Source organism: Paracoccus sp. Ld10 (assembly GCF_045064235.1).
Lineage (GTDB): Bacteria > Pseudomonadota > Alphaproteobacteria > Rhodobacterales > Rhodobacteraceae > Paracoccus.
In genome coordinates, this window is sequence record NZ_JBISHD010000005.1 from 122,459 (window position 1) to 135,941 (window position 13,483).

The 13,483-nt window shown below is 65.2% G+C and carries 12 protein-coding genes and 1 riboswitch; of the genes, 7 read left to right on the forward strand and 5 right to left on the reverse strand.

The features are described 5' to 3' along the window. Positions 1 to 34 precede the first annotated feature (34 nt). Positions 35 to 134, forward strand: a riboswitch (TPP riboswitch). Positions 135 to 164: 30 nt separating this feature from the next. From ACJJVR_RS02890 to ACJJVR_RS02900, 3 genes are read left to right on the forward strand one after another with little or no spacing between them, the layout of a single operon-like run. Next, complete coding sequence (locus tag ACJJVR_RS02890; RefSeq protein WP_405402084.1) at positions 165 to 1,136, forward strand: thiamine ABC transporter substrate binding subunit; 972 nt, start codon at positions 165 to 167, stop codon at positions 1,134 to 1,136. Further along, positions 1,115 to 2,650 (forward strand): thiamine/thiamine pyrophosphate ABC transporter permease ThiP, encoded by a 1,536-nt coding sequence (locus ACJJVR_RS02895; RefSeq protein ID WP_405402086.1) that lies wholly within the window; start codon positions 1,115 to 1,117, stop codon positions 2,648 to 2,650. The genes ACJJVR_RS02890 and ACJJVR_RS02895 overlap by 22 nt, the downstream gene beginning before the upstream one ends. Next, positions 2,640 to 3,326 carry an ATP-binding cassette domain-containing protein gene (locus ACJJVR_RS02900; RefSeq protein WP_405402088.1) on the forward strand — a complete coding sequence of 229 codons (687 nt, stop codon included), beginning with the start codon at positions 2,640 to 2,642 and terminating at the stop codon, positions 3,324 to 3,326. Before ACJJVR_RS02895 ends, ACJJVR_RS02900 begins: the two co-directional genes overlap by 11 nt. On the opposite strand, the gene ACJJVR_RS02905 is transcribed toward ACJJVR_RS02900, so the two are convergent. From ACJJVR_RS02905 to ACJJVR_RS02915, 3 genes are read right to left on the reverse strand one after another with little or no spacing between them, the layout of a single operon-like run. Then, the gene (locus ACJJVR_RS02905; RefSeq protein ID WP_405402090.1) at positions 3,323 to 3,427 is read right to left on the reverse strand and encodes a DUF2474 family protein; all 105 of its coding nucleotides are present in this window, start codon (positions 3,425 to 3,427) and stop codon (positions 3,323 to 3,325) included. The genes ACJJVR_RS02900 and ACJJVR_RS02905 overlap by 4 nt on opposite strands. Continuing rightward, positions 3,427 to 4,458: a cytochrome d ubiquinol oxidase subunit II gene (gene cydB / locus ACJJVR_RS02910; protein WP_405402091.1), complete on the reverse strand. Its 1,032-nt coding sequence runs from the start codon at positions 4,456 to 4,458 to the stop codon at positions 3,427 to 3,429. The genes ACJJVR_RS02905 and cydB overlap by 1 nt, the downstream gene beginning before the upstream one ends. 2 nt (positions 4,459 to 4,460) lie before the next feature. Beyond that, on the reverse strand, positions 4,461 to 5,900 hold the full coding sequence (locus ACJJVR_RS02915; protein WP_405402093.1) for a cytochrome ubiquinol oxidase subunit I: 1,440 nt from the start codon (positions 5,898 to 5,900) through the stop codon (positions 4,461 to 4,463). 464 nt (positions 5,901 to 6,364) lie between these two features. Between ACJJVR_RS02915 and ACJJVR_RS02920 the strand changes: the two genes are divergently transcribed. Further along, positions 6,365 to 7,342, forward strand: a complete 978-nt coding sequence (locus tag ACJJVR_RS02920; protein WP_405402094.1) for a glycosyltransferase family 2 protein — start codon at positions 6,365 to 6,367, stop codon at positions 7,340 to 7,342. A 115-nt stretch (positions 7,343 to 7,457) separates the two neighbouring features. Here the strand turns inward: ACJJVR_RS02920 and ACJJVR_RS02925 are convergent, their stop codons facing one another. Beyond that, entirely contained in the window at positions 7,458 to 8,573 is a 1,116-nt protein-coding gene (locus ACJJVR_RS02925; protein WP_405402096.1) for a glycosyltransferase family 2 protein, read from the reverse strand. Positions 8,574 to 8,691: 118 nt separating this feature from the next. Between ACJJVR_RS02925 and ACJJVR_RS02930 the strand changes: the two genes are divergently transcribed. From ACJJVR_RS02930 to ACJJVR_RS02940, 3 genes are all read left to right on the forward strand, one after another. Next, complete coding sequence (locus tag ACJJVR_RS02930) at positions 8,692 to 9,477, forward strand: family 16 glycosylhydrolase (RefSeq protein ID WP_405402098.1); 786 nt, start codon at positions 8,692 to 8,694, stop codon at positions 9,475 to 9,477. Then, positions 9,477 to 10,772 (forward strand): O-antigen ligase family protein, encoded by a 1,296-nt coding sequence (locus tag ACJJVR_RS02935; protein WP_405402100.1) that lies wholly within the window; start codon positions 9,477 to 9,479, stop codon positions 10,770 to 10,772. Before ACJJVR_RS02930 ends, ACJJVR_RS02935 begins: the two co-directional genes overlap by 1 nt. A 209-nt stretch (positions 10,773 to 10,981) precedes the next feature. Next, entirely contained in the window at positions 10,982 to 11,983 is a 1,002-nt protein-coding gene (locus ACJJVR_RS02940; protein WP_405402102.1) for a glycosyltransferase, read from the forward strand. Between the two features lie 921 nt (positions 11,984 to 12,904). Here ACJJVR_RS02940 and ACJJVR_RS02945 read toward each other — a convergent pair. Further along, positions 12,905 to 13,387 carry a transposase gene (locus ACJJVR_RS02945; protein ID WP_405402103.1) on the reverse strand — a complete coding sequence of 161 codons (483 nt, stop codon included), beginning with the start codon at positions 13,385 to 13,387 and terminating at the stop codon, positions 12,905 to 12,907. Positions 13,388 to 13,483 lie beyond the last annotated feature (96 nt).

Below are 13,483 nucleotides of genomic sequence, written 5' to 3' on the forward strand. Positions count from 1 at the left end.
TCCGCTTGCGCGGGCGCGCGAAACCTCTACATTCGGGGTCACCTCGGGGTGCCCCATGCGGGCTGAGACGCGACAGCGGACCCGTTGAACCTGATCCGGGTCACACCGGCGGAGGGAAGGTGCGCACCCCCTTCTTTTCGACATTCCGACAAGAGAGGCTGCCGATGAAATCCGTCCTGATCCCCGCCCTGCTGCTGGCCATGCCCGCCCTTGCCGAAGGTCGCGTGCTGACCGTCTATGCCGGCGACAGCGTCACCAGCGAATGGGGCCCCGGTCCCGCCATCGAACAGGGGTTCGAGGCGATCTGCGACTGTGACCTGCAATTCGTGACCGGCGACGTGCTGCCCCGCCTGCTGATGGAGGGAGAGGGCACCCAGGCCGACATCGTCTTTGGCCTGAACACCGACATGACGGCGCGCGCCCGGGCATCAGGACTGTTCGCACCCCACGGACAGGACACGTCGGACCTGTCGTTGCCCATCGCGTGGGATGATCCGACGTTCCTGCCCTACAACTGGGGCGAAACCGCCTTTGTCTATGACAGCACGCGGCTGGAAAACCCACCCGCCAGCTTTGCCGAACTGCTGGAGGCCGATGACATCAGCATTGTCATCCAGGACCCGCGCAGTTCGGTGTCGGGGCTGGCCATGCTGCTATGGGTCAAGTCGGTCTATGGCGACCAGGCGGGCGAGGCCTGGGCCAAGCTGGCGCCCAAGGTGCTGACCGTCACCCGCGGCTGGTCGGAATCCTATGGCCTGTTCACGGACGGAGAGGCGGACATGGTCCTGTCCTATACCACGTCCCCCGCCTACCACATCGCGGCCGAAGACGACGCGACCAAGGTCGCCGCGATTTTCCCCGAGGGGCATTACTTCATGGCCGAACTGGTGGCGCAGGTTGCCGGCACCGACCAGCCCGAACTGGCGCAGCAGTTCATGGACTGGGTGCTGACGCCTGATTTTCAGGCGACGATCCCGCTGGCCAACTGGTCGTTGCCCGCGAAACTGCCCGACGCCGACTGGCCGCAGGTGATGCGCGACCTGCCCCGCCCCGACAAGACCCTGTTCCTGTCCGAGGACGAGGCAGAGGCCCTGCGCACCCCCGCCCTGGACGAATGGCAGCGGGCCTTCCGCTGAGCATCGGCCACGCCATCGCCGCGGCCCTTGCCGCGCTGATCCTGGGCACGCTGGCGGTTGTCGCATGGGTGGCGGGCGGGCTGTCGGGCCTGACCGAATGGGACCTGCGCGCGGTCTGGTTCACGCTGTGGCAGGCGGCACTGTCGGCCACCCTGTCGGCGGCGCTGGCCGTGCCGGTCGCACGCGCGCTGGCGCGGCGGCGGTTCCGGGGGCGCGGGCTGCTGATCACGCTGCTGGGCGCGCCCTTCGTCCTGCCGGTGATCGTCGCGGTGCTGGGGCTGATCGCGATCTTTGGCCGGAACGGTGCGCTGAACGGAGCGCTGGAGGTCATGGGCCTGCCGCAGGTCGGCATCTATGGCTGGCAGGGGGTGATCCTGGCGCATGTGTTTTTCAACCTGCCGCTGTCGGTGCGGCTGATCCTGCAGGGGTGGCAGGCGATCCCTGCGGAACGGTTCCGGCTGGCCGCGTCATTGGATTTTGCACCCCGCGACATCGCCCGACATCTGGAACGCCCAATGCTGCGCGGCGTGCTGCCGGGGGTGTGGCTGGCGGTGTTTCTGGTGTGCCTGACCTCGTTCACGGTGGCGCTGGCACTGGGCGGGGGGCCGCGCGCGACCACGGTCGAACTGGCGATCTATCAGGCGTTCCGGTTCGATTTCGACCTGGGTCGGGCCGCGGCACTGGGGTTGGTACAGATCGCGATCTGTGTCGGGGCCGCGCTGTTGGCGCGACACGTCGCCATTCCCGCGGGTTTTGGTGCCGGGCTGGATGCGCAGGGCGGGCCGCCTGCCCCGCGCGGCTGGCGGCGGGCGGGCGACGCGGCGGTGATCGCGGCGGCGGCGGCGTTTCTGCTGGCACCGCTGATCTCGGTCGCGGCGACGGGGCTGCTGCGCCTGCCTGCCCTGCCGGCCGAGGTCTGGGACGCGGCCCTGCGGTCGGTCGTCATGGCGGTGATCTCGGCGCTGATGGCTGCGGGGGCAGGGTTGGCGCTGGCCCTGACCATCGCCCGCGGCGGCGCCCGGTGGGTCGAGGGGGCGGGCATGCTGCCCCTGATCGCGTCACCGCTGGTGCTGGGGACGGGCTTGTTCATCCTGCTGCGGGACAGCGTGACGCCGCAACAGATGGCCCTGCCGGTGACGGCGCTGATCAACGCGGCGATGGCCCTGCCGTTCGGACTGCGCGCCCTGATCCCCGCAGCACGAACGCTGGAACAGGATTACGGCCAGCTGGCAGCATCGCTGGACCTGCGGGGATGGGCGCGGCTGCGCCTGCTGGTGCTGCCCCGTCTGGCGCGACCCTTGGGTTTCGGTGCGGGACTGGCGGCGGCGCTGGCGATGGGGGATCTGGGTGTCATCACCCTGTTCGCGGGCGACCGCCCGACCCTGCCGCTGATGCTGTACCAATTGATGAACGGATATCGCATGGCCGATGCCGCGGCCTGTGCGCTGTTGCTGATGGCGCTCAGCCTGGGGCTGTTCTGGCTGTTCGACAGAGGAGGCCGACGTGACGCTTGAATTCCGCGATATCCTGCTGCGTCAGGATGATTTCGCACTGACCGCCGACCTGACCGTGCAGCCCGGACGCCATGCGGTGATCGGCGCGTCGGGGTCGGGCAAATCAACACTGCTGGCGCTGGTTGCCGGGTTTCTGGCGCCGTCCCGTGGGCGACTGATCTGGGATGGCCACGACATCACCGACATGACACCCGGACAGCGGCCCGTCTCGATCCTGTTTCAGCACCACAATTTGTTTCCGCATCTGACGGTAAGACAAAATGTGGGGATGGGGCTGCGTCCCGACCTGCGTCTGGACCGCCCGCAACAGGCCCATGTCGCGCAGGTTCTGGATCAGGTCGGCCTGTCCGGTATGCAGGATCGTCGGCCCGGCGCATTGTCCGGTGGCCAGCAAAGCCGCGCAGCGCTGGCCCGCGTGCTGTTGCGTGCGCGGCCGCTGCTGTTGCTGGATGAACCGTTTGCCGCGCTTGGTCCGGCCCTCAAATCAGAGATGCTGGCCCTGCTGGCGCAGGTGGCCCCGGACACGACAGTTCTGATGGTGACCCACGACCCCGCGGATGCCCGCACCTTTGCCCCTGACACCCTGCTTGTCGAGGATGGCACGGTCCATGCCCCCCGCCCCACCGGGCCATTGCTGGACAATCCGCCGCCGGGGCTGCGCGCCTATCTGGGCTAGGCGATCCACAGGCGGATGATCCAGGCGACGGTGCCGATCACCGCCACGCTGGCCATCCAGATCGCCACGAACCACGCCAGCCGCCGCACGGATTGCGGCATCAATGATACCCCTCGTTCGGGTCCATCTTGCCGCGGAACACCCAATAGGAATAGGCGGTATAGGACAGGATCACCGGGATCAGCACGGCCGCGCCCACCAGCATGAAGATCTGGCTGTTACGGGGGGCGGCGGCCTCCCAGATGGTGACCTCGACCGGGACGATATAGGGGAACATCGAGAATCCAAGCCCCGCAAAACCAAGGATGAACATCCCCAAGGCGCACATGAACGGCCAATAGTCGTGATGGCGCACCATCAGCGTTGTGAACATGCCAAACGCCAGCGCCAGCACCGCAGCCCCGACACCCGCCGCCAGCACGATGTTCCAGCCGCCGAACCAGCGGCTGTAATAGCCGTCCTGCAGGAACGGGGTCCACAGGCTGACCACGCCCATGAAGATCACCGTGCCGACGCCCAGAAACCAGGCCCGCTTGCGCATGCGCTCCTGCAGCGGGCCCGACGTTTTCATCACCAGCCAGGTCGCGCCCAGCAACGCGTATCCGACCATGACCGCGACGCCGACCATCAGCGTGAAGGGCGTCAGCCAGTCCCACCAGCCGCCCGAATATTCACGCGCGGCCTTGTCGACGTCGATGCCCTGCAGCAGCCCGCCCAAGGTGACGCCCTGCGCCAGCGCCGCCACGGCCGATCCGCCGATGAAGGCGATGTCCCAGACCCGGCGCCAGCGTTTGGTCCGCCACCGGAACTCGAACGCGACGCCGCGAAAGATCAGCGCCAGCAGCAGCGCCATGACCGGCGCGTACAGCGCCGGCAGGATCAGCGCATAGGCCAGCGGAAAGGCCGCGAACAGGCCGCCACCACCCAGCACCAGCCAGGTCTCGTTTCCGTCCCAGACCGGCGCCACCGAATTCATCATGATGTCGCGGTCCTCGCCCTCCGGCTCGACCGCGAACAGCATGCCCAGACCCAGGTCGAACCCATCCAACACCACGTAAACCAGCACCGCAAAGGCGATGATAAAGGCCCAGATGACGGTCAGATCCAGTGAAACACCTTCTGCAAGGGGCATGGTCACTCTCCGGGTTGGACGTTGCGGGTTGGGTGCTGCTGGGCGGGCGTTGTGCCCGCCGTGCGCGTCGGGCCGTTGGTCACGTCCTTCAGTCGCGGTTCGTTGCTGGTCGGAGAGCGGCTCATCAGACGCAGGATATAATAGGTGCCCGCCCCGAAAACCGTGAAGTACACGATGATGAAGGCAATCAGCGATGCCCCCACCGCGGCGGCATCAAGCGGTGCGGCGCTGTCCGCAGTGCGCAGATAGCCATAGACGGTAAAGGGCTGTCGCCCGACCTCTGTCGTGACCCATCCGGCCAGCACGGCGATCAGGCCAGCGGGCGACATGGCCAGCGCAGCACGATGCAGCATGGGGCTGTCGAACAGCATGCCGCGCCACCGCGCCCACAGCGACCAGACCCCGATGCCCAGCATGGCAAAGCCAAGCGCGACCATGATCCGGAACGACCAGAACACGATGGCCACCGGCGGCTGATCCTCGCGCGGGATGGTGTCCAGGCCCGCCAGCGGGGCATTCAGATCGTGTTTCAGGATCAGCGAGGACAGTTTGGGAATGCCGATGGCATAGTCCAGCCGCTGTTCGTCCTGGTTCGGGATGCCGAACAGGTACAGCGGCGCGCCTTCGTCATGGCTTTCGAAATGACCCTCCATCGCCATGACCTTGGCGGGCTGGTGCTCCAGCGTGTTGATGCCATGGAAATCGCCCAGCACGATCTGGACCGGGGCAAAGATCGCGGCCATCCACATCGCCATGCTGAACATGGTGCGCGTGGCGGGGCTGACCTTGTCGCGGCGGTGACGATGGCGCAGCAGGTGCAGCGCCGCGACGCCCCCCACGATGAAGGCCGTCGTCAGATAGGCCGCAGTCACCGTGTGCATCAGACGATAGGGGAACGAAGGATTGAAGATCACCTGCCAGAAATCGGTCGGCAGGAACTGTCCGGTCTCGGCGTCGATCTCGAAGCCCGCGGGGGTGTGCATCCAGCTGTTCACCGACAGGATCCAGAAGGCCGAGAACGCGGTTCCCAGGGCCACCGCGCCGCATGCGACCATGTGGAGCGTGGGGCCCACGCGGTCGCGCCCAAACAGCATGATCCCCAGGAACCCGGCCTCGAGGAAGAAGGCAGACAGCACCTCATAGGCCATCGGCGCGCCGATGACGGGCCCCGCTTTGTCCGAGAACGCCGACCAGTTGGTGCCGAACTGATAGGACATCACGATGCCCGAAACGACGCCCATGGCAAAGGCCAGTGCAAAGATCTTGACCCAGTACCGGAACAGATCCAGGTACTTGCTGTCCTTGGTCCACAGCCACAGCCCGTTCAGGACAGCCAGAAAACTGGCCAACCCGATCGTGAAGGCGGGAAACAGAAAATGAAAGCTGACCGTGAAGGCAAACTGGATGCGGGCCAGCAGGATTGCGTCTGCATTGTCGAACATCGGGGGCCTTTCACGGCAAGCATGCCCGGAGGCATGTCGTTTCCGGACCGACCGTCTACGCGTATCGCAGGCGGAAAACCGGTCGCATATTCGTCAGATCGCATAGTGCTCTGACACGACGCATCTGTGCAAGAGCGCGGATGTCGCGCCCCTTGACCCGTGCCCCATAAGCCTCATCAAGGGACCGCATCCGACGCCGATCATGGCGGCATTGCTGCCGATCGGGCCGGATGGCCACGCCATGATACCACAATGACCATCAGGCATCGTGATCGTCCCGTGGATACACGCGCCGGTCCGGTTTTCATATGTCCAGCGGTTGATCGCGATGGGCAGGGGTCAGGCATCTCAAGTGTTACAAGTTTATTGCATCAGTAAGAAAATATAGGCGATCTGGTTCCCCGGACGCCCCTGTCGCCACGAATGTCTGGACTTTCCTGCGCCATCTTGCCACGTGACGATCCATGTGCACTGTCGTTTCATCCTCCGTTTCGGTGATCATCACCGCCCATGACGCCGCCGCAACCATTGCGGACGCGGTCAGGACAGCCCTTGCCGAGGCCGAGACGGCCGAGGTCATCGTCGTCGACGACGCGTCCAGCGACGATACCGCAGAGATGGCCGAACGGGCGGGGCGGGGCGATGGTCGCCTGACCGTGATCCGCTGCGCGATGAACGGTGGCCCGGCCGCCGCCCGCAACCGGGCGCTGGACATGGCGACGGGTGATTTCGTGGCCGTGGTGGATGCCGACGACTTTATCCTGCCCGGACGCTTTGCGCGGCTGCTGGCCATATCCGATGCGGACATGATGGCCGACAACATCCTGTTCGTGGCCGAAAGTGCGGGGCCCGACGATCTGCCTGCGACGCCACCGGTCAGCCCCAGAATCATCGACATCGATCTGGCGGGCTTTGTCCGCGCCAACCATTCCGCGCGCGGCAGCAGCCGACAGGAGTGGGGCTTTCTCAAGCCGCTCATGCGGCGCGCGTTTCTCAGGGCGCAAGGTTTCCGCTATGACGAAACCATGCGCCTTGGCGAGGATTACGACCTTTACGTCAGAATGCTGCAAAAACGCGCGCGGTTCCGGGTGTCCACCGAGGTCGGCTATGCCGCACGGTGGCGCAGTGATTCGCTAAGCTCGCGCCATCGGACCGCAGATCTGCAGGCATTGCACACCGCTGCGCTTGCGCATCTTGCGGCGGACGGAATGGACGACATGGCCCGGACGGCCCTCGGAGCTCTTGCCGGAGAGCTGCGACAGCGCTATCTGCTGCGTGATTTTCTGGACCGGCGGGCACAGACTGGCCGCGCCGGAGCCTTGTTGTCGGCCTGCCGGTATCCAACGACCCTTGGTCCCATCGCCCGCGGAATTCTGGCCGACAAGCTGTCGGCACGCAAACCGTCACCCGCATCGCGGATCGGACGACTGCTGATAGAGTAAAACGGCCGCCCATCGTGGCGCCCGTGAACATGGCGCGGCCGCCACGCCGCACCGCTGGCAGGATGGTGTCGCGTCCGCCGGGACTGCAACGGTGCCCGATGCCTTAACGGCTGACCTATCTGCGTGGCGTTGTCGCGTCGAACAGCCATGTCGCCCAGGACGGTGCGCCGGACGGCAAGTGCTGGCCCTGCGCGGTCATGGCCGCGATCCGGGCGGCACAGGCCGCGGGCGGCTGATCCCAGGCCTGGCCCGGCAGTGGCATTCCTGGCAGCGGGCCGGGCAGGTCCGCCCCGCCACCGGGCAGATCCGCCACACGCCTGCGGCGGTCGCGCAGGCTCTCGAACAGTCGGGACAGCATGGCAGGGTCCACCAGCTTGGGCAGCACATGCCGCAGACGACGCGCCTTGATATCAGCCACCAACTGTTCATAGCGCAGGGCACGGCGCAACTGGCGGTCCACCGACGCCGCGGCCGCGCGTGTATCGGCGTCGGGCATCGGCGGCAGGCTGCGGTGCGCCTGCAGCATCGCCTGGACCGTGGCGACCGAGAGGCGGTGCGAAATCGACCCCTCGTGGCGCCGATAGGCATATAACGGGTCGGGCAGCAGGAGGAACCGTGCGCCCCCGATCAGCAGACGCATGACCAGGTCGTGATCCTCTCCGATCCTCAGCCTTGCGTCATAGCGCCCCCCCGCCAATGCCGCGCGCCGGATGACCGGTTTGAGATAGCCATAGGGCGGCAGGGACGACCCGCCATCGTTGCTGCGCAGATACGCCGCCGCGCCCAGCATCATCGGCGCGCAGAGGTTCAGGGACTGCAGCAGCGTCCGGCTCTGACGCACCGTTCCGAAATAGACCATGTCATCCGCGACCAGATCCGCGCCCGCCGCGTCTGCGGCAGCGATCAGGCGGGCCAGCCGCTCTGGATGAACCAGGTCGTCGCTGTCCACGATCGCGATCCAGTCACCCTGCGCGGCGTCCAGCGCGCGGTTGCGCGTCGCGGCGGGGCCGCCGTTCTGCGGCGCGGCAATGACGCGCACGCGGTCGTCGGTCGCGGCGATCCGGCGCGCGATAGTCAGGCTGTCATCGTCCGAGGCATCATCGGACACGATCAGCTCCAGCCGCTGCTCTGTCTGGGTCAGGACAGAGGTCATGGCGCGCGCCAGATGTGCCGCGCCACGAAAGTTGGCCATCACGACCGACACCACGGGCGGTGCTGGGGGTTTGGTCATACGCGCCGATCCATCCGATTGCCCGACATGTGAACGCCTTTCCCTTGACCCATTTGGCTGCTGCTTCCATAAGCCGGACGGGTCGGTACGGCAACCACGCGGCCAGGGGGCTTTGCACATGCGCCATTCATCCGCTTTCGTCGTAGCCCTTGTTCTTGCGGGACAGCCCCTGTTCGCGCAGCAAGCCGACCCGCACCCCGATGCGGCGGGCTTTTTCGAGGATTTCTCGGGCGGGCTGGACAAGGACCGGTGGTACGTATCGGACGGCTGGACCAATGGCGACTGGCAGGACTGTTACTGGTCGGGCCGCGCGGTACAGGTCCGTGCCGGTATGCTGACACTGTTCCACATCCCCGCACCCACGGACAGCGACCGCCCGGCCCTGTGCGGAGAGATCCAGAGCAACGCCGCCCTGCACCACGGCACCTTCGAGGCCCGCATCCGCACACCACGCCAGTCGGGGCTGAACGCATCGGTGTTCACCTATGCCGGACCGGTCCACGGTGCCCCCCATGACGAGATCGACATAGAGATCCTGACCCGCGATCCGGACACGATGACGATGAACACCTATGTTTCCGGCGAACCCCATAACGGCGGCACCGTGCCTGCCGACCCCGGCTTTGACGACGAATTCCGCACGGTCGGCTTTCGGTGGGCGCCGGACGGGATCACCTGGTTCCTGAACGGACAGGAGGTTCACCGTACAGCCCCGGACAGCACCCTGCCCACCCATCCGCAAAGGCTGTACATGTCCTTTTGGAGTACAGCGACACTGACCGATTGGATGGGTCGCCAGAAATCGCAGGACGGTCCCCTGGCGTACGACATCGATTGGGTGGCCTTTACCCCGTTGGACGAGTCCTGCCTGTTCGAGGGTTCGATCACCTGCAAGGAGCCGTGATGGCCGAACCCATCCCCGCCGGTCCCCTGATGGCCACCAGACGTCCGGCACGCCGGTCGCGCCGCCGCACGCTGAGCTATTCGCCAAATGCCATCGCGGCGTTCATGGCGATTTTTGGCCTGACATTCATCACGCCCCTCGGCTCCAAAGGCGCATTGCTGTTCCTGATGGCCGGCATCGCCCTGATCGCGGTTCGCCCGGGCGACGTTCTTGCCGCCATGCGACGGGAATGGCTGATCATGCTGGTGGCGTTGTGGTGCGTAATGTCATTTGCCTGGTCTGATTACACCTCGCAGACGATGCGATATGGCATCCAGCTGTTCCTGACGGCCACGATAGCCATGGCCATCGGCTATCGGGTGGCGCCGCTGACATTCGTCAAGATCGTCTATGTGACCAGTGCGACAGGGGGGGTGATCAGCCTTTTGCTGGGGCGGGCCCGGTCCGACGGGATGGGGTATCTGGGCTATCATGCCAGCAAGAACGCGCTGGCAGATGCCAGTTCTCTTTTGATCATCGTATCGCTGGCGCTGCTGGTCGACCGCCGCCTGTCGATGCGCTGGCGCGTGCCTGCAATCGCCACCATGCTTCTGGGGGCGATGCTGCTGGTCATGGGGCAATCCAGCGGCGCGCTGGTCAGCACCCTGGCTGTCATCGCGGTGTTTGGTGTCATCATCGTCCTGCAGCGCCTGACGCCCCCCATGCGCCTTGTCGCAATCGCGCTGGCAGTCGTGCTGGGCGCGGCGGTCGTCGTGGTGCTGTCATCGATTTCCGATCAGTTGGCCGGGTGGTTTCTTGACGCGACAGGCAAGGACATCACGCTGACCGGGCGGACCGACCTATGGCTGGCTGCGCTTGGCCAGATCGCCGAGCGGCCCTTGCTGGGCGTCGGCTTTCAGGCATTCTGGGTTCAAGGCCAACCGATGGCCGAACGGCTTTGGGCCGATTTCGGCATCACGGGCCGGGGGGGGTTCAACTTCCACAACACCGTGATTTCGAACGCGGTCGAAATTGGTATCCTGGGCACTGCTGTCCAGACCATGATCTTCATCGGCGCAGCATGGTCCTGCCTGGGGTGGGCGATCCGCAGCCCGTCGGCCGTGTCGGTCTTTTTCGCCCTGTTCATGGTGCGGCTGTTCATGCTGATGTGGATCGAGGTCGTCTATTTCTATCAGTTCAGCGTCGGAACCGCGATCATCATCGCAGCCATCTGTTACGCCCACCGCTTCAGGGACGATATCCGCAAGCCTGCCCCGCGCAGGTCAAGGGGCCCGTTGCGCATCGTTTTCCGTTAGATTGTGCCTGCCTGAAAGACACGCGATCCGTGTCGTCGGCTGATTTCCGCAAACACATGCGCGTGTCATGACGCAGGGGGAAGACAGGCCATTGCTTCCGCATTAGGTTCCGCCTGCCTTTCCCGTGCCGGAACGCCGACAGTCGTGCGGTCGATCACCAGCGGAGGACGGATACTCGACGTAATTTCTTGTCACGACAGGCATGGTAAATGGTTCAAAATCGCCGCGTTGATCTTTTCTATCATGGATATGAGGAAAAGGCGCTGGAACGGCCCTTTGGCAGACTGCAGTCCAGGCTGCACCTGACCGCGCGGACCGCCTATCGCGGCCTTCGGCACAAGCAGCTTTATACCGGATTCTATACCGCGTTCCGCAATCTCAGGCTGGGTCTGGAAAAGCTGGGCATGGACGTCCACACGAACGATTTCGCCCATGCGCGCAGGAATCCGACGCAGCCCATCGGCATTGCCGGCTTTCCCGAAGTCTATGACCTTGTCAAACTGCCCAACCCGGCTGTCTTCGGACCCGGTTACGTCCCACGCCCCGCTGAATTGGACGCGATGACAACGGGGCAAAACATCCGGATCTTCACCCAGCCTTCGGAATGGTATTGCCAGATCTGGCGCGATAAGTTGGGCAAGCGGGTACAGCCGATGTTCGTACCCATCATGCTGGACGAATGGCCGGATCTTTCCAAGGCGCCCAAGTCCCATGATGTCGTGATCTATGACAAGCTGCGCTGGCACCGAGAAGAGATGGTCCCGCGCATCCTGCAGCGCGTGCAGGACCATCTGCGCCAGCGCGGTCTCAGCTCCGTCGTTCTGCGTTATGGCGACCATCACATCGGCCACTTCAGGACCTCCCTCAAGGGCGGGCGGGCCATGATTTTCCTGTGTGAACACGAAACCCAAGGCTTGGCCTACCAGGAGGCGATGGCGTCCGGCATCCCGATCTTTGCGTGGAACGAGGGGAATCTGATCGATCCTGTTGAAAAGCGCCTCGCCCCAGAGGGACTGTTCGCCCCGTCCGTCCCCTATTTCGACGACCGTTGCGGGACAACCTTTACGGAAAACGACATAGAGGCGTCTTTCGACCGGTTTTGGGCATCCTTGGCGGCCTTCGATCCCCGGTCCTATGTTGCCGAAGAGCTGAACAGCGAACGCAGCGCACGGGCCTATCTGGACCTGTTGGATCAGGCCGGACGGGCATAAGGTCGCGACAGGGCGTCGACCCACCGACCGCACCCGAACCATCAGGCTTTGTCGGCGACGAACATCGCTCATTGAGTCCGGACCGCGATTTGCAAGAAACGTCATGACGCGGTCGGCCCACAACTGCAGTTCGGCGGTCCGACTGATCACCTCAAGTCAGCGTGCGGCGTTTCGTGTCATCAACGTCCACGCCCGCTTCTGCCGCAGGCGGCAGTTGCATTAAGCGTGACGGCTTGAAGTTTTAAGGCAGCGGGTGATCGATCCTTGCTTGCGGGTGAGCGGCGGTCACCGCGTCCAAGGATGCGTTGAGGCAGGCGACGGATTCGACGCCGTTGATCTTTGCGGTGGCGATCAGAGAGGCGATGCGCGCCCAGAATCGCCCGCCCTCGCCATGGTCTGCGGAGAGCGCACTCCTGCGGGTCAGGGCGATCAGGTTCTCGCCATTATCGGGGTCGATCTCGACCCGGCCGTCGCCCAGGAAAGCTTGCAGCCCGTCCCATTTCCGGTGGATGGAAGCCAGCTTTTTCGTCGAAACGCGACCTCATCGATATGCACCGAAGGCCGCGACCGGCGGCGCATGACGCACCCGGCGGGCCGACTGCCGCTGGCCGGGGCCCATATGCCACGGATCTCGGGCTCAATCCGGTAACGCTCGGCGCTCCGGCAAAGGCCTCCGGGCGCGATCAACGATATCCTTCAGCTCGCGCCGGGTATGTGCCCACCGATGGACGACGATCATCGGCGCCCCGCCTGTCAGGGATGGGCGCGTCATGCGGTCAGCCATCCGGCGGTGAGACATGCCGCCAAAGCACTGCACCATGCGCCATGCGTTCATGCCCGTGCGGTCAGGCGCATAGGGGACGACCACGCAAGGGTGACACCGTCGCCCCATGAGCGGTCATCGCGCGCCAAGCCCAGAGGTCACCATCCTCGGTCGGCTCCTGCTGGGGCCAGCAGGAGCCGTGGCGTTCCCAAGGGCTTACACGGCGCCACTGGGGCACTGTTGCCCACAAATTCCATGAACAGCTTGGTCAACACCGTCAGGTGTTCGGCCAGCCGGTCGACCACCGGGCCGAGGTGAAAGGCGGCGGTGCCGACCCAATCGGCCAGCGTGCTGCGGTACAGCCAGACTCCGGCGCGGGCGAGGGTCTGGCGCTGCCGGTGCAATGGCAGATGGTCGGCATGCTCGCCGACCGGCATATGCGCTACGCCACCCTTGATCGGCGACGCGGGCGCTGGTGCCGGGGTCACGCCCTTGGCGGATCGGCGGCAGCCAGATTGCGGACACACGGTCACAGTGACCCGCAACTGCGCTGGCACGATGTTCAGCCGCTTGGTCCGGCCGTCGCCGATACGCTGCATCTCACCGCAACCACAAGGCCAGAGCAGACTGCTCAGCTCCATGGCGCGCTCGGCGCAGGGCAGACGTCCCGCAAGATGCCCGCGATTGCGGCCTGCAGCCCGGCTCGGGGGCATGCAGGACGCATCCTGCCGGGTCTG

Bases quoted from the DNA above. Each gene is read 5' to 3' on its own strand.
- cydB (WP_405402091.1), bottom strand. From the start codon at position 4,458: ATGCCCCTTGCAGAAGGTGTTTCACTGGATCTGACCGTCATCTGGGCC.
- ACJJVR_RS02915 (WP_405402093.1), bottom strand. From the start codon at position 5,900: ATGTTCGACAATGCAGACGCAATCCTGCTGGCCCGCATCCAGTTTGCC.
- ACJJVR_RS02945 (WP_405402103.1), bottom strand. From the start codon at position 13,387: ATGGAGCTGAGCAGTCTGCTCTGGCCTTGTGGTTGCGGTGAGATGCAG.
- ACJJVR_RS02940 (WP_405402102.1), top strand. From the start codon at position 10,982: ATGGTTCAAAATCGCCGCGTTGATCTTTTCTATCATGGATATGAGGAA.
- ACJJVR_RS02905 (WP_405402090.1), bottom strand. From the start codon at position 3,427: ATGCCGCAATCCGTGCGGCGGCTGGCGTGGTTCGTGGCGATCTGGATG.
- ACJJVR_RS02920 (WP_405402094.1), top strand. From the start codon at position 6,365: ATGTGCACTGTCGTTTCATCCTCCGTTTCGGTGATCATCACCGCCCAT.
- ACJJVR_RS02895 (WP_405402086.1), top strand. From the start codon at position 1,115: ATGGCAGCGGGCCTTCCGCTGAGCATCGGCCACGCCATCGCCGCGGCC.
- ACJJVR_RS02935 (WP_405402100.1), top strand. From the start codon at position 9,477: ATGGCCGAACCCATCCCCGCCGGTCCCCTGATGGCCACCAGACGTCCG.
- ACJJVR_RS02925 (WP_405402096.1), bottom strand. From the start codon at position 8,573: ATGACCAAACCCCCAGCACCGCCCGTGGTGTCGGTCGTGATGGCCAAC.
- ACJJVR_RS02930 (WP_405402098.1), top strand. From the start codon at position 8,692: ATGCGCCATTCATCCGCTTTCGTCGTAGCCCTTGTTCTTGCGGGACAG.
- ACJJVR_RS02890 (WP_405402084.1), top strand. From the start codon at position 165: ATGAAATCCGTCCTGATCCCCGCCCTGCTGCTGGCCATGCCCGCCCTT.